The organism is Streptomyces sp. NPDC021115 (assembly GCF_044333065.1).
Classification (GTDB): Bacteria; Actinomycetota; Actinomycetes; order Streptomycetales; family Streptomycetaceae; genus Streptomyces.
The window spans coordinates 146,697-167,547 of sequence record NZ_JBIRQF010000015.1 but is presented as its reverse complement, the minus strand read 5'-3'; the positions used below and the strand labels follow the sequence as shown (position 1 = coordinate 167,547).

Genomic DNA, 20,851 nt, shown 5'->3' with positions numbered 1-20,851 from the left:
TACCGTCAGCCACTCCCCCACAGAGGAGAAGTCCATGAGCCCCGAGGCGAACACCGTCACCGCCGTCTACCAGGTGACCGGCATGACCTGCGGCCACTGCGAGGGTGCGGTAGCCGAGGAAATCGGCGCCCTCGACGGCGTCAGCTCCGTCCAGGCCGTGGCCTCCACCGGCCAGGTCACCGTCGTCTCGGCCGCCCCGCTGGACACCGAGGCGGTCCGCGCCGCCGTCGACGAAGCGGGGTACGAGCTCGCATGACCATCACGGCTCCCGTCGTCGGGCACGAGGCACGGGTCGAGCTGACCATCGGCGGCATGACCTGCGCTTCCTGCGCGGCACGCATCGAGAAGAAGCTCAACCGGCTGGAGGGCGTCACCGCCACGGTGAACTACGCCACCGAGAAGGCCCAGGTGTCCTACGGCAGCGGCGTCGAGGTCGCGGACCTCATCGCCACCGTCGTCAAGACCGGCTACACCGCCGAGGAGCCGCCCCCCGCCGAGCCCGAGCCCACCCCCGGCACCGCCGACGGCGCCACCGCCGCCGACAGTGCCCCGGCGCCGGGCGGGCACGACCCGCTACGCCACCGCATGCTCGTCTCGCTCGTACTGTCCCTGCCCGTCGTGGTGCTGGCGATGGTGCCCTCGCTCCAGTTCGACAACTGGCAGTGGCTCTCCCTCACCCTCGCCGCGCCCGTCGTCGTCTGGGGCGGAGCGCCCTTCCACAAGGCCGCCTGGACCAACGCCCGGCACGGCGCGGCCACCATGGACACCCTGATCTCCCTCGGCACCCTCGCGGCGCTCGGCTGGTCCGTGTGGGCCCTGTTCTTCGGCCACGCGGGCATGCCCGGCATGCGGCACGGCTTCGACCTCACCGTCACCCGTGCGAACGGCTCGTCCTCGATCTATCTGGAGGCCGCCGCCGGGGTGACCACCTTCATCCTCATCGGCCGCTATCTGGAGGCGAAGTCCAAGCGGCGGGCGGGAGCGGCGCTGCGCGCCCTGATGGAGCTGGGCGCCAAGGACGTCGCCGTGCTGCGCGGAGGACGGGAAGTACGCATTCCGGTGCGCGACCTGGCCGTCGGGGACCACTTCGTCGTGCGCCCCGGCGAGAAGATCGCCACCGATGGCACGGTGATCGAGGGCGCCTCGGCCGTCGACGCCTCGATGCTGACCGGCGAATCCGTGCCGGTGGACGTCGCGGTGGGCGACACCGTCGCGGGCGCGACCGTCAACACGGCGGGCCGCATCGTCGTGGAGGCCACCCGGGTCGGCGCCGACACCCAGCTGTCCCGGATGGCCCGCCTGGTGGAGGACGCGCAGAACGGCAAGGCCGAGGTGCAGCGGCTCGCCGACCGGGTCTCCGGCGTCTTCGTGCCGATCGTGCTGCTGATCGCCGTGGGCACCCTGCTGGTCTGGTGGCTGACGACGAAGGACGCGACCGCGGCGTTCACCGCCGCCGTCGCCGTCCTGATCATCGCCTGCCCGTGCGCCCTGGGCCTGGCCACCCCGACCGCGCTCATGGTCGGCACCGGCCGCGGCGCCCAGCTGGGCATCCTCATCAAGGGCCCCGAGGTGCTGGAGTCGACCCGCCGGGTGGACACCGTCGTCCTCGACAAGACCGGCACCGTGACCACCGGCAGGATGCGTCTGCACCAGATCATCCCGGCCCCGCGCACCAGCGAGGACGAGCTGCTGCGGCTCGCGGGCGCGGTGGAGCACGCCAGCGAGCACCCCATCGCCCGCGCCATCGCCGACGGCGCGGCCGAGCGCACAGGGGCGCTCCCGGCGCCCGAGAGCTTCGGCTCCGTGCCCGGGCTCGGCGTCCAGGGCGTCGTGGACGGGCACGCGGTGCTCGTCGGCCGCGAGGCCCTGCTCACCCGGTGGTCCATCGACCTGCCGGAGGATCTGGCCGCCGCCAAGGCCGCGGCCGAAGCGGACGGCCATACGGCGGTCGCCGTGGCCTGGGACGGGCATGCGCGCGGCGTCCTCACCGTCGCCGACGCCATCAAGGAGACCAGCGCCGAAGCCGTCACCCGGCTGCGCGCCCTCGGCCTCACCCCGGTGCTGCTGACCGGCGACAACCGGCGGGTGGCCGAGTCGGTCGCCCGCGAGGTCGGCATCGACGAGGTCATCGCCGAGGTCCTGCCGGAGGACAAGGTCGACGTCGTGAAGCGGCTCCAGGGCGAGGGCCGCACGGTCGCCATGGTCGGCGACGGGGTCAACGACGCCGCCGCCCTTGCCACCGCCGACCTCGGGCTCGCCATGGGCACCGGTACGGACGCGGCGATCGAGGCGGGCGACCTCACCCTCGTCCGGGGCGATCTGCGGGTGGCCGCCGACGCGATCCGGCTGGCCCGCCGGACCCTCGCCACGATCAAGGGGAACCTGTTCTGGGCGTTCGGCTACAACGTCGCCGCGCTGCCGCTCGCGGCGGCCGGTCTGCTCAACCCGATGATCGCGGGCGCCGCGATGGCGTTCTCGTCCGTGTTCGTCGTGAGCAACAGTCTGCGACTGCGTTCCTTCACGGCCTCCACGGCCTCCACCAAGTCCCCATAAGCCGCACAACACCCATACACAAGAGCCTCGATTTTCGAATCGGGGCTCTTGCCCTTTTACGCCCCCATATGACAAGAGACGCAGATCACAGACAACCCAACGTAACCATTCAGGGGGGTCGCGAGTCTAATGGGGCGGTGAGGATACGTCTTGGGGGACGCATCCTGCTACGCGTGGCCGGGGCGACGTACTCGGGGAGCTTTGAGCGGCCCTCCCGTACGTACGCGTCCCGGCAGATCGCGTCCGTACGAGCCCGTACGGGCCCACTGAACGCCCGGGCCGGATCCCGTGGGGGGAATCCGAACCGGGACAAGGGAAGCGCCCCGCTCCGACCCGTGGGGGGATCGACAGCGGGGCGCTTCTGGTCTTGCTCTTAGCGCTGCTCGACCGGGACGAAGTCCCGCTCGACGACGCCCGTGTAGATCTGGCGCGGGCGGCCGATGCGGGAGCCCGGCTCCTTGATCATCTCGTGCCACTGGGCGATCCAGCCCGGGAGGCGGCCGAGCGCGAACAGCACGGTGAACATCTCGGTCGGGAAGCCCATCGCCCGGTAGATCAGACCGGTGTAGAAGTCCACGTTCGGGTAGAGCTTGCGCTCCACGAAGTAGTCGTCGGCGAGCGCGTGCTCCTCGAGCTTGAGCGCGATGTCGAGCAGCTCGTCGGACTTGCCGAGCGCGGAGAGGACATCGTGCGCCGCCGACTTGATGATCTTCGCCCGGGGGTCGAAGTTCTTGTAGACGCGGTGCCCGAAGCCCATGAGCTTCACGCCGTCTTCCTTGTTCTTCACCTTGCGGATGAAGGTGTCGACGTCACTGCCGGACGCCTGGATGCCCTCCAGCATCTCCAGCACCGACTGGTTGGCGCCGCCGTGCAGCGGACCCCACAGGGCGTTGATGCCCGCCGAGATCGAGGCGAACATGTTGGCCTGCGAGGAGCCGACGAGCCGGACCGTGGAGGTCGAACAGTTCTGCTCGTGGTCCGCGTGCAGGATCAGCAGCTTGTCGAGCGCGCTGACCACGATCGGGTCCAGCTCGTACTCCTGCGCCGGGACCGAGAAGGTCATCCGCAGGAAGTTCTCGACGTAACCGAGGTCGTTGCGCGGGTAGACGAACGGGTGACCGACCGACTTCTTGTACGCGTACGCCGCGATCGTCGGCAGCTTGGCCATCAGCCGGATCGTCGACAGGTTGCGCTGCTTCTCGTCGAACGGGTTGTGGCTGTCCTGGTAGAACGTCGACAGCGCGCTGACCACGGAGGACAGCATCGCCATCGGGTGGGCGTCCCGCGGGAAGCCGTCGTAGAACCGTTTGACGTCCTCGTGGAGCAGCGTGTGGCGGGTGATGTCCTCACGGAACGCGGCCAGTTCGTCGACCGTCGGCAGCTCACCGTTGATCAGGAGGAAGGCCGTCTCCACGAAGGAGGCGCGCTCCGCCAGCTGCTCGATGGGGTACCCGCGGTACCGCAGAATGCCCTGCTCACCATCCAGATAGGTGATGCCGGACTTGTACGCGGCGGTGTTGCCGTAACCGGAGTCCAGGGTCACCAGACCGGTCTGGGCGCGCAGCTTGCCGATGTCGAAGCCCTTGTCACCAACGGTGCTGTCGACCACCGGGTAGGTGTATTCGTCGTCTCCGTACCGCAGTACTACAGAGTTGTCGCTCACGTCATCCCTCACCGACGTCTGGTTCTCTTCCTCGAGGTGCCCTGACTCCCCCCACCTTCCCCTACTCGGGTGATGAAGCTGCACTCGGGGTCGACTGAAGGGCCTTTTGGCGGCACTCAGTGCCGCCTACACGGCCATCCTGCCCCGTTCGTCACCGTTCGGAAACCCTCTTGACACGCTCGACTCCTATGTCCCGCCGAGCCGGTGATCCAGCGCCGTACAGCGTCTGCCCGCCGAGACGGTACGCACCGCCTGCCCGAGCGCGCGGCGTGAGCCGACCAGCACCACAAGGCGCTTGGCCCGGGTCACGGCCGTGTACAGCAGGTTCCGCTGCAACATCATCCAGGCCCCGGTGGTCACCGGGATCACGACGGCCGGGTACTCACTGCCCTGGGAGCGGTGAATGGTCACCGCATAGGCGTGAGTCAATTCATCCAGCTCGTCGAAGTCGTACGGCACCTCCTCGTCCTCGTCCGTCAGCACGGTCAGCCGCTGCTCGTCGGTGTCGAGGGAGGTGACGACTCCAACCGTGCCGTTGAAGACCCCATTGGCCCCTTTCTCATAATTGTTGCGGATCTGCGTCACCTTGTCGCCGACACGGAAGACCCGGCCGCCGAAACGCCGCTCCGGAATGTCCGGCCGGGCCGGGGTGATGGCCTGCTGCAACAGTCCGTTGAGCGTGCCCGCGCCTGCGGGACCGCGGTGCATCGGGGCGAGAACCTGCACGTCACGGCGGGGGTCGAGGCCGAACTTCGCGGGCACGCGGCGGGCCGCGACATCCACCGTGAGCCGCCCGGCCTCCTCCGTGTCGTCCTCCACGAAGAGAAAGAAGTCCGACAGGCCCTGGGTGATCGGCGGGGCCCCGGAATTGATCCGGTGGGCGTTGGTGACCACCCCTGACTGCTGCGCCTGGCGGAAGATCCGGGTCAGCCGGACGGCCGGCACCGGGCTGCCGTCGGCCAGCAGATCGCGCAGCACCTCCCCGGCGCCGACGCTCGGCAGCTGGTCCACATCCCCCACGAACAGCAGATGGGCACCGGGCGGGACCGCCTTGACCAGCTTGTTGGCCAGCAGCAGATCGAGCATCGACGCCTCGTCGACGACCACCAGGTCGGCGTCCAGCGGGCGGTCCTTGTCATACGCCGCGTCCCCGCCGGGCTTCAGCTCCAGCAGCCGGTGCACCGTGGACGCATCGGCCCCGGTCAGCTCGGCGAGCCGCTTGGCGGCCCGGCCGGTGGGGGCCGCGAGCACCACCTTGGCCTTCTTGGCGCGGGCCAGCTCCACCACGGACCGCACGGTGAACGACTTGCCGCAGCCGGGGCCGCCGGTGAGCACCGCGACCTTCTCGGTGAGCGCGAGCCGCACCGCCTGGCTCTGCTCGGGCGCCAGATCGGCGCCGGTGCGCTTCGCGAGCCAGCCCAGCGCCGCGTCCCAGTCGACGCCCTGGAAGGCGGGCAGCCGGTCCTCCTCGGTGCGCAGCAGCCGCCGCACCTGGCCGGCCAGGGAGATCTCGGCGCGGTGGAAGGGCACCAGATAGACCGCCGAGACCGGCTCGCCGTCCGCCGGGCCCGGCACCGGCTCGCGCACCACGCCCTCGTCCTCGGTCGCCAGCTCGCCGAGGCAGTCGATGACCAGGCCGGTGTCGACCTGGAGCAACTTCACCGCGTCCCCGATCAGTTGCTCCTCGGGGAGATAGCAGTGGCCCTGGTCGGCGGACTGGGACAGCGCGTACTGGAGACCGGCCTTGACCCGGTCGGGGCTGTCGTGCGGGATGCCGACCGACTGGGCGATCTTGTCGGCGGTGAGGAAGCCGATGCCCCAGACGTCGGCAGCCAGCCGATACGGCTCGTTCTTCACTATCGCGATCGATGCGTCGCCGTACTTCTTGTAGATCCGCACCGCGATGGAGGTGGAGACGCCGACGCCCTGGAGGAAGACCATCACCTCCTTGATGGCCTTCTGTTCCTCCCAGGCCGCGGCGATCATCTTGGTCCGCTTGGGGCCGAGCCCCGGGACCTCGATCAGCCGTTTGGGCTGCTCTTCGATGACATCGAGGGTGTCGATGCCGAAGTGCTCGGTGATCCGGTCGGCGATCCGCGGGCCGATGCCCTTGATGAGGCCCGAGCCGAGATAGCGCCGGATGCCCTGCACGGTGGCGGGGAGGACGGTCTGGTAGTTCTCGACGGTGAACTGTTTGCCGTATTGCGGGTGGGAACCCCAGCGGCCCTCCATTCGCAGCGACTCCCCCGGCTGCGCGCCCAGCAGCGAGCCGACGACGGTCAGCAGATCGCCCGAGCCACGGCCGGTGTCGACCCGGGCGACCGTGTACCCGTTCTCCTCATTGGCGTAGGTGATCCGCTCCAGAACCCCTTCGACCACCGCGAGTTTGAGCATGCACCGACCGTACCGCCGGGGGCGGACACCCGGTCAGCGCGCAGACGCGCCTGTGGATAACCCGGAGGGGTCCGGGGACCCCGCACCGGGCGGAACGGAACATCACGATCCGATTGCGGCCCGCTCCGGCATCTTGCCCCGCCCTCGTGTAATCGATTCCAATCTCCCTCGGCGTCATCGATGTAATCGATTCCACGAGGAATTCCACAAGGAGGTGGGGATGCCGGCCATCAAGGACGTGGCGCAGCGTGCCGGGGTCTCCGTCGCGACGGTCTCCCGGGTGCTCAACGACCACCCGGCCGTCCGCACGGACACCCGGGACAAGGTGCTCGCCGCCGTCGCCGACCTCGGCTACCGGCCCAACGCCGTCGCCCGCTCGCTGCGCACCCACCAGACCCGCGCCCTCGGGCTGGTCATCAGCGACGTGCTGAACCCCTTCTTCACCGAACTGGCCCGCTCCGTGGAGGACGCCGCCCGGGACCGCGGCTACAGCGTGGTCATCGGCAACGCCGACGAGCGGCCCGAACTCCAGGACCACCACGTCCGCACCCTGGTGGACCGCCGCATCGACGGACTGCTGGTCAGCCCCACCGACGGCGGCTCCCCGCTGATGCTGGACGCCGCCCGTACGGGTACGCCCATGGTCTTCGTCGACCGCTGGATCGAGGGCGAGGGCCTGGACGAGGTGCCCGTCGTACGCACCGACGGCGGGGCCGCGGTCCGCGATCTGGTGGCCCATCTGCACGCCCTCGGCCACCGGCGGCTCGCCATCATCGCGGGCCCGGCCGCCACCACCACCGGGCGCGAACGGGTCGACGCCTTCCGCTCCGCCCTGCGCGAGTTCGGCCTCGCCCTGCCGGCCGACCACATCGGCCAGGGCGACTTCCAGGCCGACAGCGGGCGGCGTGCCACCGCCCGCTTCCTCGATCTGCCCCACCCCCCGGAAGCGATCTTCGCCGCCGACAATCTGATGGCGCTCGGCGCGATGGACGAGATCCGCTCCCGCGGGCTGCGGGTGCCCGACGACGTGGCGCTCGCCGCGTTCGACGACATCCCGTGGTTCGTCCACACCGATCCGCCGATCACCGCCGTCGCCCAGCCCACCGGGGACCTCGGCCACGCCGCCGTCCGCGCGCTGATCGACCGCATCGAGGGACGGACGGCCGCATCGGTGACCCTGTCCGCCCGCCTGGTCCCCCGCCGCTCCTGCGGCGAGCCCGAAGGGAGCACGCCATGACCACCACGCCCAGCCCCGAGCCGGAACCGGCGGACCAGGGGGCGGAGATCCTGCGGATGGAGGGGGTCCGGAAGACGTTTCCCGGCGTGGTCGCGCTGGACGGTGTCGACTTCGACCTCCGCCGCGGCGAGGTGCACGTCCTCCTCGGCGAGAACGGCGCGGGCAAGAGCACGCTGATCAAGATGCTGTCCGGGGCGCACCGCCCCGACGGCGGCCGCATCCTGGTCGACGGCGCCCCGGCCCGTATCCACGGGGCGCAGGACGCCGAGCGGCTGGGCATCGCCACCATCTACCAGGAGTTCAACCTCGTCCCCGACCTCAGCGTCGCCGAGAACATCTTCCTGGGCCGCCAGCCGCGCCGCTTCGGGCTGATCGACCGCACGAAGATGGACGAGCGGGCCGCCGAACTCCTCGCCCGCGTCGGCGTGGACGTCTCCCCCCGGACCCGCGTCCGCGACCTGGGCATCGCCCGGCTCCAGATGGTCGAGATCGCCAAGGCGCTCAGTTTGAACGCCCGCGTCCTCATCATGGACGAGCCGACCGCCGTGCTCACCACGGAGGAGGTCGACAAGCTCTTCCGGATCGTCCGCACGCTGCGCGCGGACGGGGTGGGCGTCGTCTTCATCACCCACCACCTGGAGGAGATCGCCGCCCTGGGCGACCGCGTGACCGTCCTGCGCGACGGCCGCAGCGTCACCCAGGTCCCGGCCGCCACCGACCAGGACGAGCTGGTGCGGCTGATGGTCGGGCGGTCCATCGAGCAGCAGTACCCGAGGGAGCGTCCCGGCGCCGGTGACGGCGGCGAGCCGCTGCTGAAGGTCCGGGGGCTCACCCGGGACGGCAGCTTCCACGGCATCGACTTCGACGTGCGTGCCGGAGAGGTCGTCGGCCTCGCCGGGCTCGTCGGCGCGGGCCGCACGGAGGTTGTACGGGCCCTCTTCGGCGCCGATCCGTACGACACCGGTGCCGTCGAGGTCGCGGGTGTACCGCTGCCCCGCCATGACGTGGTCGCCGCGATGGACGCCGGGATCGGCCTCGTCCCCGAGGACCGCAAGGGCCAGGGGCTCGTCCTGGACGCCTCCGTACAGGAGAACCTGGGCCTGGTCACGCTGCGCGGCGCCACCCGCGCCGGGTTCGTCGACCGGGCCGGGCAGCGCCGCGCGGCGGAGCGCATCGCCGAACAGCTGGCGGTCCGGATGGCGGGGCTCGACCAGCGGGTGCGCACCCTCTCCGGCGGCAACCAGCAGAAGGTCGTCATCGGCAAGTGGCTGCTCGCCGACTCCAAGGTGCTCATCCTCGACGAGCCCACCCGCGGCATCGACGTGGGCGCCAAGGTCGAGATCTATCAGCTGATCAACGAACTCACCGCGTCCGGCCACGCCGTTCTGATGATCTCCAGTGACCTCCCCGAGGTGCTGGGCATGAGCGACCGCGTCCTGGTCATGGCCCAGGGCCGGATCGCCGGAGAGCTGACCGCGCGGGAAGCGACCCAGGACGCCGTCATGGCCCTGGCAGTGAAGGACGTCAAGGGCGTCGAAGCAAGCAGAGACGGCGCCGTCGAAGGAGTCGGCGCCGACGAAAAGGAGGGCTCCCGTGGCCACTGACACGCTCGCGTCCACGAAGGACCCCGGGGGCCCGGCCGTGCTGCGCCGTGTGCTGCTCGACAACGGCGCGCTGAGCGCCCTGGTGCTGCTGGTGGCGGCGATGTCGCTGCTGTCCGGCGACTTCCTCACCACCGACAATCTCCTCAACGTCGGCGTGCAGGCGGCGGTCACCGCGATCCTCGCGTTCGGCGTCACCTTCGTCATCGTCTCCGCGGGCATCGACCTGTCGGTCGGCTCGGTGGCCGCGCTGTCCGCCACCGTGCTCGCCTGGTCGGCGAGTTCGCAGGGGCTGCCGGTGTGGCTCGCGGCCCTGCTCGCCGTCGCCACCGGCGTGGCGTGCGGGCTGGTCAGCGGGGCGCTGGTGTCCTTCGGCAAGCTGCCGCCGTTCATCGCCACGCTCGCGATGCTGTCGGTCGGCCGTGGCCTCGCCCTGGTCATCTCCCAGGGCAGCCCCATCACCGTCCCCGACTCGGTGTCCGGTCTCGGCGACACGCTCGGCGGCTGGCTGCCGGTCCCGGTGCTCGTCATGGTCGCGATGGGCCTGATCACCTCCGCGGTGCTGGGCCGGACGTACGCGGGCCGCGCGATGTACGCGATCGGCGGCAATGAGGAGGCCGCCCGGCTCTCCGGCATCCGGGTTAGCCGTCAGAAGCTCGTCATCTACGCCCTGTCCGGCGGCTTCGCCGCGATCGCGGGCATCGTGCTCGCCTCCCGGCTCTCCTCCGCGCAGCCGCAGGCGGCGGTCGGCTACGAACTGGACGCGATCGCCGCGGTCGTCATCGGCGGCGCGAGCCTGTCCGGCGGCGTCGGCAAGGCGTCCGGCACGCTCATCGGCGCGCTGATCCTGGCCGTGCTGCGCAACGGGCTCAACCTGCTGGAGGTCTCCGCCTTCTGGCAGCAGGTCGTCATCGGTGTCGTCATCGCGCTCGCGGTGCTGCTGGACACGGTGCGACGGCGCGCCAGGGCACGGCCCGCGGCGCCGGGCGCGTCGGCGGGCGGGCCGTCCGGCGGCGGCCGCAAGGCGGCCATGAACACCGGGAAGTTCGCGGTGGCCGCCGTGGTCGTCGCCGCGTTCGCCTTCGGCTCGTCCCTGTGGCACTCCGGTTCGGACGGCGGCACGAAGCCCAAGGTGGGGCTGTCGGTCTCGACCCTCAACAACCCCTTCTTCGTCCAGCTCAAGGCGGGCGCCCAGGCCGAGGCCAAGCGCGCCGGGATCAGCCTCACCGTCACCGACGCCCAGAACGACGCCTCCCAGCAGGCCAATCAGATACAGAACTTCACCAGCCAGAACATGAAGTCGATCATCATCAACCCGGTCGACTCCGACGCGGCGGGCCCGTCCGTCAAGACGGCCAACAAGGCGGGCATCCCGGTCCTCGCCGCCGACCGCACGGTCAACAAGGCGGACATCGAGTCCCTGGTGGCCTCCGACAACATCGCGGGCGGCAAGCTCGCCGCGAAGACCCTCGCCGAGCGGCTGGGCGGCAAGGGCAAGATCCTGGTCCTCCAGGGCGTCGCCGGTACGTCGGCCTCGCGCGAGCGCGGCCAGGGCTTCGCGGAGGGGCTGAAGGCATACCCGGGCATCAAGGTCGTCGGCAAGCAGCCCGCGGACTTCGACCGCACCAAGGCCCTGGACGTGACCACCAACCTGCTCCAGGCCCACTCCGGCGTCGACGGCGTCTTCGCCGAGAACGACGAGATGGCGCTCGGCGCGATCAAGGCGCTGGGCTCCAAAGCGGGCAAGTCCGTCAAGGTCGTCGGCTTCGACGGCGAACCGGACGGCCTCAAGGCGGTACGGAACGGCACGCTCACCGCGACCGTCGCCCAGCAGCCGGAGGAGCTGGGGCGGCTGGTCGTACGGAACGCGATCAAGGCGGCGAAGGGTCAGAAGATCGCCGGAGCGGTCAAGGTGCCGGTGAAGGTCGTCGCGGCGAAGTGACCACCAGCTGACGGACAACGGCTGACACCTACCGGGTGACGACTGACAGGTATCGGCTGACACATAACGGCTGACAAAATCGCCCGTCTGAAAGGACATATCGCATGCACGACTACGACCTGCTGGTCGTGGGGTCGGCCAACGCCGACCTGGTGGTCGGCGTCGACCGCCGCCCCGGGGCCGGGGAGACCGTCCTCGGCTCCGACCTGGCCGTCCACCCCGGCGGCAAGGGCGCCAACCAGGCCGTCGCGGCGGGCCGGTTGGGGGCCCGCACCGCCCTGCTGGCCCGGGTCGGCGACGACGACTACGGCAGGCTCCTGCTGGACTCGCAGCGGGCCGCCGGGGTCGACACCGTCGGCGTCCTGGTCGGCGGCGCGCCCACCGGGGTCGCGCTCATCACCGTGGACCCCTCGGGTGACAACAGCATCGTGGTCTCCCCCGGCGCCAACTCCCGGCTCACCCCCGGGGACGTACGCGGCGCCGGGAGCCTGCTGGCGGCCGCCCGCGTCGTCTCGCTCCAGCTGGAGATCCCGCTGGAGACGGTCGCCGAGGTGGTGCGCACCGCGGACGCGGGCTTCGGCGACCGGCCCGGGCCGCGCGTGGTGCTCAACCCCTCACCGCCCGCACCCCTGCCCGCCGATGTGCTCGCCGCGTGCGATCCCCTCGTCGTCAACGAGCACGAGGCGCGGTATCTGCTGAGCGGCCATCCGGCCGGGGCGGCCTCGGACCCCGAGGCGTGGGCGTCGGCGCTGCTGGAGCGCGGCCCGCGCTCGGTGGTGGTCACCCTGGGCGGCGCGGGCGCACTCGTCGCCGACGGCGACCGTACGGTCCGGGTCCCCAGCCTGCCGGTCGAGGCCGTCGACACCACGGGGGCCGGTGACGCGTTCACCGGGGCGCTCGGCTGGCGCCTGGGCGTCGGCGACGATCTGGAGACCGCGGTCCGGTACGCCGTGCGCGTCGGCGCGGCCGCGGTGACGCGGGCCGGGGCGCAGGTGTCGTTCCCGGCCGCCGACGAGGTGGCCGCGCTGTGAAGCGTGCGGGGATCCTCAACCGCCATCTCAGCGCGGGCATCGCGCTGCTGGGCCACACCGACACGGTGATGGTGTGCGACGCGGGCCTGCCGATACCGTCCTCCGGTCCCCTCGTCGTCGACCTCGCCTTCAGGGCGGGCGTGCCGTCCTTCGAGCAGGTGCTGACCGGGCTGCTGGACGAGCTGGTGACCGAGGGGGCCGTAGCGGCGCAGGAGGTGAGCGAGCACAACCCGGCGGCGATGGCCCTGCTCGACGCCTACTTCCCGTACCCCTCGCTGGACCTCGTGTCGCACGAGGAGCTGAAGTCCCGTACCGCCACGGCGAAGCTGGTCGTACGGACCGGCGAGGCACGGCCGTACGCGAACGTGCTGCTGCGGTGCGGCGTGCCGTTCTGACGGCGCTCCGCCTGCGTGCCCCGACGCGTTTCGAGGGGCCCGGTCCGTCGACCGGGCCCCTCGTTTTCCCCTCCCCAGGGCTTCCTCTGAAATCCCCCCAGATCCCCTCCCAGGAAGCCCGATGCCAGGTACGACCGGCCAGGGCGCGGAAGGGTTGCACGATTTTCTGAAGTTATCGATCTGTGACGTCAGGGCCGCAGAACTCCGCCTCGATCACGTTGAAGTAGCGGGCCGAGTCCGGGAGCCGGTCGCCGTTGGCGTTGAACACCAGCTGGTGCGAACCGTCCTCCGTGCCCACCACCGCCGACAGTGAGCCATTGGTACGGCCGCTCTTGCCCACCACGGTCACCCCGCAGGTCAGCGTGGACGATTCGACCCCGAGCCCGTATCCGATCCCGCCCTCCGAGGGCACCGCGTTCAGCATCTCGCGCAGCTGGGCCCGGGGCAGCAACCGGCCGCGCATCAGGGCCCGGTCGAAGCGGTTGAGGTCACCGGCGGTGGAGATCAGCTCGCCCGCCGCGCCCAGCCAGCTCATGTTCTGCTCTGTGGCGTCGTGGACCGTGGCGTCGGGCGAGTCGTCGTGGAGCCATGAGTACGCGACGGGGTGCGGTCTCGGCATCTTCGGCCCGGTGCCGGGGAACGACGTCTCGCGCAGCCTCAGCGGCTCGATGATCCGCCGCTTCGCCTCCTGGGCGTAGGAGCGTCCGGTCGCCTTCTCGATGACCATTCCGGCGAGGACGTAGTTGGTGTTCGCGTACCACGGCTCCCCGCCCGGCGCCGCGTGCGGCGGGTGCTTCATCGCGACCGCCACCAGGTCCTCGGGCGCGTAGGTGTCGTAGCGGTGCTCGGGGAAGCCGCTGCCGGAGGTGTTGACCCCGAAGTCCGGGTCGTCGCTGTAGTTGTAGAGCCCGCTGGTGTGGTTGAGCAGGCTCCTCAGGGTGACGGCGTTGCCGTCGTTGCCGTTGCCCCGCACCACCCCGGGCAGCCATGTCTCGACCGAGTCGTCCAGGCTGAGCCGTCCCTCCGCCTCCAGTTGGAGCAGGACGGTCGCGATGAACATCTTGGTGATGCTCGCCGCCCGGAAGTGATCATCGGGAGACCGTTTGCGGCCGGTGTCGGTGTCCGCGTACCCGGCCGACCCGAACCAGGTCTCCCCGCCCTCCCGCACCATGGCCGCCACCCCGGGCATCCCGCCCTCCGCCACCCACTCCCGCAGCGCCTCCCGCGTCGCCTCATGCCCCTCCGCCGTGGCGGCGTGCGCGGGCGTGAGGGTCGTCGCGCCCACGGCCAGGCTCGCCACCAGGGCGCATAAGCCGGTGCGTACCGCTCGCTGTCTCATCCGCAGACCTCCCCTGTCACCGCGGGGCCGGAGTGACCCCCGCGGTGACAAGTGACGCGGCCCACGCCCCCGGGGTTGATCGGGTGGTCTCCGGAGAATTTCCGGGTGGCGCGACAACCTCGGGTGGGGCCGCACGTCTGGTGGTTTGAAGGCGGGTTTCCGGGACGGGTCTTCCGGCCCTCGGCTCCGCCTGATCCATCAGTGCTCCCTCGACCTCCTGGAGTCGTTCCCTATGCGGCACATCCGCGCAAAGAAGCCGAACCGCCCCGCGCGCACCTGGGTTCTGGGGTCCGCCGCCGGTATCGCCCTCATCGTGGGCGGCGGCATGGCCGCCCAGGCAGCCACCGCCGACCACTCGCGACCGGCCACCACATCGGGCACGTCCACCCCGGTACCGGTGCCGTCCACGCCCGAATCGGCCACGCCCAAGCCCGTACCGTCCGCCCCGGAGGAGACCCAGCCCAAGCCGGTGCCCTCCGCCCCGGACCCCGCCGAGCCCAAGCCGGTGCCGTCCGCTCCGGCCGAGTCCACCCAGCCCAAGCCCGTACCGTCCGCCCCGGAGGAGACCCAGCCCAAGCCGGTGCCCTCCGCCCCGGACCCCGCCGGGCCCAAGCCGGTGCCGTCCGTTCCGGCCGACCGCTAGCCGTCAGTCACGGATGGGGCAGGGACGGTTCCGGAGCCGTCCCTTACCCACCGACGAGGTGAACGAGGACGATGCAGCTCACTCATGTCCTGCCGTGGTGGGTACGGCTGCTCCGCCGCACCCGGCCGACCGCCTCGGCACGGTTCCGGCCGCTGAGGCCGCTGAGGGCGGTGAACGGCCAGGACAGCGGCCGGGAGACGCCCCCCACCCTGGCCGACCTGTACCGATCCCGGCGGCTCGACATGGTCCGGCTGGCGGTGTTCCTGGTGGACGACCAGCACACCGCCGAAGACGTGGTCCAGGACGCCTTCGCCGCCGTGTGCCGAAGACACGGTTCCGAGTTGGACAGCCTCGAGGACGCGCACGCCTATCTGCACACCGCGGTCGTCAACGCCGCCCGCTCCGTACTGCGCAGACGCCGCACGGCACGCGCGTACACCCCGCCCCACCAGGGACAGGACGCACCGGTCGACGAGCGGCTGCTGCTCGCCGAGGAGCACCGCCAGGTTCTGGACGCGATGGCGCGACTCACCCGGCGTCAGCATGAGGTACTGGTGCTGCGCTACTGGTCCGACCTGACCGAGGCACAGATAGCCGAGACCCTGGGCGTGTCCCGTGGCACGGTGAAGTCCACCGCGAGCCGCGCGCTGGATGCCCTCGAAAGACTGCTGGAGGTGGACCGATGACGACGAGGCACCCCGCCGTCGAAGGGCGGCTGCGCAGCGCCCTCGACGCCCGCGCGCGGCTGATCACCGCCCACGACCTGTCACCGGCACGGCCTCCCACGGGCCGGACCTGGGGCACCCGCCGGATCTGGCGGACGACGTCCATCGTCGTCGCGGCCGCGGCCGCCACCGTGGTCCTCTGCCTCCTGCTGCTCCCCGGCTCCCAGGAGCGAAGCCGTCCGGCGCCACCGGCGCACACCCCCCGCGTCACGGACACCCCCACCCCCACCCGGGGCGACAGCACGCCTCCCCGACCGTCCCCCTCGGAGCCGGATCCCCGACCACCCCGCTGACCGCCTGGACGCGCAGTTCGCCATCGGGCTCGCCGTGCCCGGAGACCGCAGGACGAGAGCGGCGCTCCGCCTGTCCGCGCGACGGAGTTGAGCCGCGGGGTCACTCGCAGCCCATGCCCCGCCTGACAGTCGGCCACGCCTCGACGCCCCGTGGGGTACGGACGTACGCCTTCGACCGGTCGGCCGCCAGCCACAGCCGCCAGTCGTTCAGGCGGTAGCCGGTGTCCTTCGCGTCGGGCGGCAGGGGCGCGTCCCCGTCGTAGCGGGAGGTGAGCATGCTGGGCGGCAGGACGCCGCCGGGGTCGCGTGCGTACAACCTGGAGGACGAGCCCCGGCCCATGCCGAGGAAGTGCGCACTCTGCCAGTCGCAGTGGGCCGAGCCCTCGGAGCTGCTGAGGAGGGAGACGGGTACGCGGTCGCCGTCCTCTTCCGTCCAGATCTCGTAGGACTGCCGGTCGGTGAAGCTCCGCGGCAGCTCCGCCGGGTCGCAGGAGGCACTGGCCTCCGGACCCCAGCCTGGGCGGTGCGGCTGGTCCTTGGCGACGATCACGGCGACCTTGGTCCTGCCGCGCACATCGAGCGAGTAGAGCACCCGGTCCCTTGCCTCGCGCTCGACGCGGTAGCCCTCCTGCGGGACATCGGGCTGCTCGATGTCGAAGTACGCCTTGAGGCCGCCCTCCGGGGTCGATCCGCCGTCGCCCCGGCTCCATCGGTCGCCGCCGCCGCCGGAGTAGATGTCCCCGTCGCACTCCAGGGCCCTCCCGGCGGCGCCCGACTCGGCCAGCAGGGCCTTCGGGCTCTCGTTGTCGTCGGCATCGGCGTCCTTGAACGGGACTCTCAGCGGGCCGCTGTACGGGGTGGCCGGCGGCGTGCCCTCGATCACGAGCTTGCCGCCGGCCTCTCCCCCGCAGCCCGCCACCGATAACGCGGTGGCGAGGACCACCGCGCCCGCCCCACCCGCTCTCCGCCTGTCCATGACGCCTCCGCGGCTCGCCGACGCTCGTTTGACCGATGTGGCAGGGGGAAGGTTGCGCGGCCGGATGCTAGCTTCCGGAGGCGTGAACGAAAGCGTGTACGTAGGCAACGCGGGCAAGGACGCGGCACTGGACCGGGGATGGATCCTCGGTCACTTCAAGGATGCCGACGACCCCCGCCACAGTGCGGACGTCGAGATCAAGTGGGGTGTCCACCCGCCCGGGGACGAGCGGGCGGAATGGGTGCGGGGCGAGGCGCGGACGGCGCTGCTGGTGCTCATCAGCGGCCGCTTCCGCGTGGAGCTGCCCGGCCGCAGCGTCCTCCTGGAGCAGCAGGGTGACTACGTCGTGTGGGGGCGCGGAGTCGACCACTCGTGGGTCGCGGAGGAGGAGTCGGTGGTGTTGACGGTGCGGTGGCCGTCGGTGCCCGGATACGCGGTGAGCCCCTGAGTACACGGGGACGGCGCGCGTCAGCGGCCGTAGAGCCAGCTCCCGTACGCCGCCTGGTCGACCACGCCGTACAGCCCGAACGCGGCGAGCCCCAGGACCAGGGCCGTGACGCCCCAGCGGCTCATGGCCGGGGCCAGGATCGTGGCGCCCTCGTACTCGCTGGTGAGTGAGCGAAAGTCGCGCCATCGGCGGATGTCGCCGCGGCAACACACCCAGAGGAACGCGCCGCACACGACGAATGCCCCGCCCAAGGCGAGCGCGATTCTGCCGGCGCCCGCGAGGAATTCCTCCCGGTCGCTGTGATCGCCGACGCGCCACATGGCGATCAGCAGGACGACGATCGACGCCAGTCCGTACAGCGCCCCGCGCAGCAGGACGTCACGCACCCGCAGCCGTGGCTGGGTGATTCCGCGCTCCCCCGAGTTCATGGCCGCACCCTATCCGGCCCGGCTACAGCACCAGCGCCCGGTAGCGGTCGGCCACCTCGGCCAGGACCTCGGCGCCGTCGCGGGCCCAGAGGTCCGGGTTGAAGATCTCGACCTCGATGGGGCCGTCGTAGCCGGTCGCGTCGACCTGCTCGCGGAACCAGCGGAAGTCGACCGCGCCGTCGCCGAGTTGGCCGCGCCCCAGCAGCACGCCCTCCGGCAGCGGGGTGATCCAGTCGGCGAGCTGGAAGGAGGCGAGGCGGCCCCCGGCACCCGCGCGGGCGATCTGGGCGGCCACGGTGTCGTCCCACCACAGGTGGTAGGTGTCCACGACGACGCCGACCTGGTCGGCCGGGAAGCGTTCCGCCAGGTCGAGGGCCTGGGCGAGGGTGGAGACCACGCAGCGGTCGGAGGCGTACATCGGGTGCAGGGGTTCGATGGCCAGGCGTACGCCGCGCTCGGCGGCGTACGGGCCCAGCTCGCCCAGGGCGTCGGCGATGCGCTCGCGGGCGGCGAACAGGTCGCGGCTGCCGGGCGGGAGGCCGCCGGAGACCAGAACCAGGGTGTCGGTGCCGAGGGTGGCGGCCTCGTCGATGGCGGCGCGGTTGTCGGCGAGGGCGGCGACCCGCTCGTCCGGGGCCTCAGCGGTGAAGAAGCCGCCGCGGCACAGCGACGTGACGGTCAGCCCCGCGTCGCGGACGAGCCGGGCTGCGGCCTCCACGCCGTACTTCTGGACCGGCTCGCGCCACAGGCCCACACCCGTGACGCCCGCCTTGACGCAGCCCTCCGTCAGCTCCGGCAGCGACCACTGCTTGATCGTTTCCTGGTTGAGGCTCAACCGGGGCACGGCGTTCATTGGGCGACTCCATGGACGGACAGCAGGTGCTTCATACGGGACTCGGCCAGGGCCGGGTCCGGGAACAGGCCCAGCCCGTCGGCCAGTTCGTACGCGCGCGCCAGGTGCGGCAGGGAACGGGCCGACTGGAGGCCGCCCACCATCGTGAAGTGCGACTGGTGGCCCGCCAGCCAGGCCAGGAAGACGACGCCGGTCTTGTAGTAGCGGGTCGGGGTCTGGAAGAGGTGGCGGGAGAGTTCCACGGTGGGGTCGAGCAGGGCGCGGAAGCCCGCGGTATCGCCGGTGTCGAGGCGGCGTACGGCCTCGGCGGCGAGCGGGCCCAGCGGGTCGAAGATGCCGAGCAGGGCGTGGCTGAAGCCGCGGTCGTCGCCCGCGATCAGCTCGGGGTAGTTGAAGTCGTCGCCGGTGTAGCAGCGGACGCCGTCCGGGAGGCGGCGGCGCAGGTCGATCTCGCGCTGGGCGTCGAGCAGGGAGACCTTGATGCCGTCGACCTTGTCGGGGTGGGCGGCGATCACGTCGAGGAAGGTGCGGGTGGCGGCGTCCAGGTCGGCGCTGCCCCAGTAGCCCTCCAAGGCCGGGTCGAACATCGGGCCCAGCCAGTGCAGGACGACCGGTTCGGTGGCCTGCCGCAGCAGATGGCCGTAGACCTCGAGGTAGTCCTCCGGGCCCTTGGCTGCGGCGCACAGGGCGCGCGAGGCCATCAGGATCGCCTGGGCGCCGGACTCCTCGACGACGGCGAGCTGTTCCTCGTACGCGGTCCGCACCTCGGCCACCGTGCGGTCGCCGGGGGCCAGCTGGTCGGTGCCGACGCCGCAGGCGATGCGGCCGCCGACCGCCCCGGCCTCGGCCGCCGAGCGGCGGATCAGCTCGGCGGCGCCCGCCCAGTCGAGGCCCATGCCACGCTGCGCGGTGTCCATGGCCTCGGCCACGCCGAGCCCGTGGGACCACAGGTGGCGGCGGAAGGCGAGGGTGGCGTCCCAGTCGACGGCGGCGGGGCTGTCGGGGCTGACGTCGGCGTACGGGTCGGCGACGACATGGGCGGCCGAGAACACGACGCGGGAGGTGAGCGCGGCCCCGGTGGTCAGGGACAGCGGTTCGGTGCGGGGCTCGTAGGGGCGGGTGGTGCCGCCCGGCGCCGGGAGGTGGAGGGTCACAGGCTCAGCTCCGGTACGTCCAGTCGGCGGCCCTCGGCCGAGGAGGCGAGGCCCAGCTCGGCGAGCTGGACGCCGCGGGCGCCCGCCAGGAGGTCCCAGCGCCAGGGCTCGTCGAGGGCGACGTGGCGCAGGAACAGCTCCCACTGGGTCTTGAAGCCGTTGTCGAACTCCTCGTTGTCCGGGATCTCCTGCCACTGGTCGCGGAAGGACTCGGTGGCGGGGAGGTCCGGGTTCCATACCGGCTTGGGGGTGGCCGAGCGGTGCTGGACGCGGCAGTTGCGCAGGCCCGCGACGGCGGAGCCCTCGGTGCCGTCGACCTGGAACTCGACCAGTTCGTCGCGGTTGACGCGGACCGCCCAGGAGGAGTTGATCTGGGCGATGGCGCCGCCTTCGAGCTGGAAGACGCCGTAGGCCGCGTCGTCGGCGGTGGCGTCGTACGGCTTGCCCTGCTCGTCCCAGCGGGTCGGGATGTGGGTGGTGGCCTGGGCCGAGACGGTGCGGACGGGGCCGAACAGCTCGTGCAGGACGTACTCCCAGTGCGGGAACATGTCGACGACGATGCCGCCGCCGTCCTCGGCCCGGTAGTTCCACGAGGGGCGCTGGGCGCTCTGCCAGTCGCCCTCGAAGACCCAGTAGCCGAACTCGCCGCGGATCGAGAGGATCTTCCCGAAGAAGCCGCCGTCGATGAGCCGCTTCAGCTTCAGCAGCCCCGGCAGGAAGATCTTGTCCTGGACGACGCCGTGCTTGATTCCCGCGGCCTGGGCGAGCCGGGCCAGTTCGAGGGCGCCGTCGAGACCGGTGGCGGTGGGCTTCTCGGTGTAGATGTGCTTGCCCGCCGCGATGGCCTTCTTGATGGCGTCCTCGCGGGCGGAGGTGACCTGCGCGTCGAAGTAGATGTCGACGGTCCCGTCGGCGAGCACGGCGTCGAGGTCGGTGGAGACGTCGGCGACGGGGTCGAGGCCGTGGCGCTCGGCCATGGCCTTCAGGGCGTGCTCGCGGCGGCCGACGAGCAGCGGTTCGGGCCACAGCACACTGCCGTCGCCCAGGTCGATGCCGCCCTGTTCGCGGATGGCGAGGAGCGACCGGACGAGGTGCTGGCGGTATCCCATCCGGCCGGTCACACCGTTCATGGCGATCCGCACGGTCTTGCGTGTCACGTGGCTTCTTCTCCTCACC

At 71.4% G+C, this 20,851-nt stretch carries 19 protein-coding genes; 11 read left to right on the top strand and 8 right to left on the bottom strand.

Annotated elements, in window-relative coordinates; all coding sequences use genetic code 11:
- The first annotated feature begins 34 nt into the window (after positions 1 to 34).
- Positions 35 to 256, top strand: a complete 222-nt coding sequence (locus ACH4TL_RS34110; RefSeq protein ID WP_398323764.1) for a heavy-metal-associated domain-containing protein — start codon at positions 35 to 37, stop codon at positions 254 to 256.
- Complete coding sequence (locus ACH4TL_RS34105; protein ID WP_398323766.1) at positions 253 to 2,553, top strand: heavy metal translocating P-type ATPase; 2,301 nt, start codon at positions 253 to 255, stop codon at positions 2,551 to 2,553. The genes ACH4TL_RS34110 and ACH4TL_RS34105 overlap by 4 nt, the downstream gene beginning before the upstream one ends.
- Positions 2,554 to 2,926: 373 nt before the next feature.
- On the opposite strand, the gene ACH4TL_RS34100 is transcribed toward ACH4TL_RS34105, so the two are convergent.
- Together ACH4TL_RS34100 and ACH4TL_RS34095 are read right to left on the bottom strand one after the other, a co-directional pair.
- A complete protein-coding gene (locus ACH4TL_RS34100) occupies positions 2,927 to 4,216 on the bottom strand; it encodes a citrate synthase (RefSeq protein ID WP_398323768.1) in 1,290 nt (429 codons plus the stop codon).
- A gap of 186 nt (positions 4,217 to 4,402) precedes the next feature.
- Positions 4,403 to 6,610: an ATP-dependent RecD-like DNA helicase gene (locus tag ACH4TL_RS34095; RefSeq protein ID WP_398323770.1), complete on the bottom strand. Its 2,208-nt coding sequence runs from the start codon at positions 6,608 to 6,610 to the stop codon at positions 4,403 to 4,405.
- A 220-nt stretch (positions 6,611 to 6,830) separates the two neighbouring features.
- Here ACH4TL_RS34095 and ACH4TL_RS34090 point away from each other — a divergent pair, with 220 nt between their 5' ends.
- From ACH4TL_RS34090 to rbsD, 5 genes are all read left to right on the top strand, one after another.
- Entirely contained in the window at positions 6,831 to 7,847 is a 1,017-nt protein-coding gene (locus ACH4TL_RS34090; RefSeq protein WP_398323772.1) for a LacI family DNA-binding transcriptional regulator, read from the top strand.
- On the top strand, positions 7,844 to 9,451 hold the full coding sequence (locus ACH4TL_RS34085) for a sugar ABC transporter ATP-binding protein (protein WP_398323775.1): 1,608 nt from the start codon (positions 7,844 to 7,846) through the stop codon (positions 9,449 to 9,451). Before ACH4TL_RS34090 ends, ACH4TL_RS34085 begins: the two co-directional genes overlap by 4 nt.
- Positions 9,441 to 11,390 (top strand): substrate-binding domain-containing protein, encoded by a 1,950-nt coding sequence (locus ACH4TL_RS34080; protein WP_398323777.1) that lies wholly within the window; start codon positions 9,441 to 9,443, stop codon positions 11,388 to 11,390. Before ACH4TL_RS34085 ends, ACH4TL_RS34080 begins: the two co-directional genes overlap by 11 nt.
- Positions 11,391 to 11,494: 104 nt before the next feature.
- Entirely contained in the window at positions 11,495 to 12,421 is a 927-nt protein-coding gene (locus ACH4TL_RS34075; RefSeq protein WP_398323779.1) for a ribokinase, read from the top strand.
- Complete coding sequence (gene rbsD / locus ACH4TL_RS34070; protein WP_398323781.1) at positions 12,418 to 12,816, top strand: D-ribose pyranase; 399 nt, start codon at positions 12,418 to 12,420, stop codon at positions 12,814 to 12,816. Before ACH4TL_RS34075 ends, rbsD begins: the two co-directional genes overlap by 4 nt.
- 172 nt (positions 12,817 to 12,988) lie before the next feature.
- Here rbsD and ACH4TL_RS34065 read toward each other — a convergent pair whose 3' ends face one another.
- Positions 12,989 to 14,155 (bottom strand): serine hydrolase domain-containing protein, encoded by a 1,167-nt coding sequence (locus ACH4TL_RS34065; protein ID WP_398323783.1) that lies wholly within the window; start codon positions 14,153 to 14,155, stop codon positions 12,989 to 12,991.
- A 232-nt stretch (positions 14,156 to 14,387) separates the two neighbouring features.
- On the opposite strand from ACH4TL_RS34065, the gene ACH4TL_RS34060 reads away from it, so the two are divergent.
- From ACH4TL_RS34060 to ACH4TL_RS34050, 3 genes are all read left to right on the top strand, one after another.
- Positions 14,388 to 14,798, top strand: a complete 411-nt coding sequence (locus tag ACH4TL_RS34060; protein WP_398323785.1) for a hypothetical protein — start codon at positions 14,388 to 14,390, stop codon at positions 14,796 to 14,798.
- A 71-nt stretch (positions 14,799 to 14,869) separates the two neighbouring features.
- Complete coding sequence (locus tag ACH4TL_RS34055) at positions 14,870 to 15,484, top strand: sigma-70 family RNA polymerase sigma factor (RefSeq protein WP_398323787.1); 615 nt, start codon at positions 14,870 to 14,872, stop codon at positions 15,482 to 15,484.
- Positions 15,481 to 15,816, top strand: coding sequence for a hypothetical protein (locus tag ACH4TL_RS34050; protein ID WP_398323789.1), 336 nt, complete (start codon positions 15,481 to 15,483; stop codon positions 15,814 to 15,816). The genes ACH4TL_RS34055 and ACH4TL_RS34050 overlap by 4 nt, the downstream gene beginning before the upstream one ends.
- 100 nt (positions 15,817 to 15,916) lie before the next feature.
- Here ACH4TL_RS34050 and ACH4TL_RS34045 read toward each other — a convergent pair whose 3' ends face one another.
- Positions 15,917 to 16,792 carry a hypothetical protein gene (locus ACH4TL_RS34045; RefSeq protein ID WP_398323791.1) on the bottom strand — a complete coding sequence of 292 codons (876 nt, stop codon included), beginning with the start codon at positions 16,790 to 16,792 and terminating at the stop codon, positions 15,917 to 15,919.
- An 82-nt stretch (positions 16,793 to 16,874) separates the two neighbouring features.
- On the opposite strand from ACH4TL_RS34045, the gene ACH4TL_RS34040 reads away from it, so the two are divergent.
- Entirely contained in the window at positions 16,875 to 17,240 is a 366-nt protein-coding gene (locus tag ACH4TL_RS34040) for a signal peptidase I (protein WP_398323793.1), read from the top strand.
- Positions 17,241 to 17,260: 20 nt separating this feature from the next.
- Here the strand turns inward: ACH4TL_RS34040 and ACH4TL_RS34035 are convergent, their stop codons facing one another.
- From ACH4TL_RS34035 to ACH4TL_RS34020, 4 genes are read right to left on the bottom strand one after another with little or no spacing between them, the layout of a single operon-like run.
- Complete coding sequence (locus tag ACH4TL_RS34035; protein WP_398323795.1) at positions 17,261 to 17,668, bottom strand: DUF6336 family protein; 408 nt, start codon at positions 17,666 to 17,668, stop codon at positions 17,261 to 17,263.
- 22 nt (positions 17,669 to 17,690) lie between these two features.
- Entirely contained in the window at positions 17,691 to 18,521 is an 831-nt protein-coding gene (locus tag ACH4TL_RS34030) for a sugar phosphate isomerase/epimerase family protein (RefSeq protein WP_398323797.1), read from the bottom strand.
- A complete protein-coding gene (locus tag ACH4TL_RS34025; protein WP_398323799.1) occupies positions 18,518 to 19,675 on the bottom strand; it encodes a dihydrodipicolinate synthase family protein in 1,158 nt (385 codons plus the stop codon). The genes ACH4TL_RS34030 and ACH4TL_RS34025 overlap by 4 nt, the downstream gene beginning before the upstream one ends.
- Positions 19,672 to 20,832, bottom strand: coding sequence for a Gfo/Idh/MocA family protein (locus tag ACH4TL_RS34020; protein WP_398323801.1), 1,161 nt, complete (start codon positions 20,830 to 20,832; stop codon positions 19,672 to 19,674). The genes ACH4TL_RS34025 and ACH4TL_RS34020 overlap by 4 nt, the downstream gene beginning before the upstream one ends.
- Positions 20,833 to 20,851: the final 19 nt, after the last annotated feature.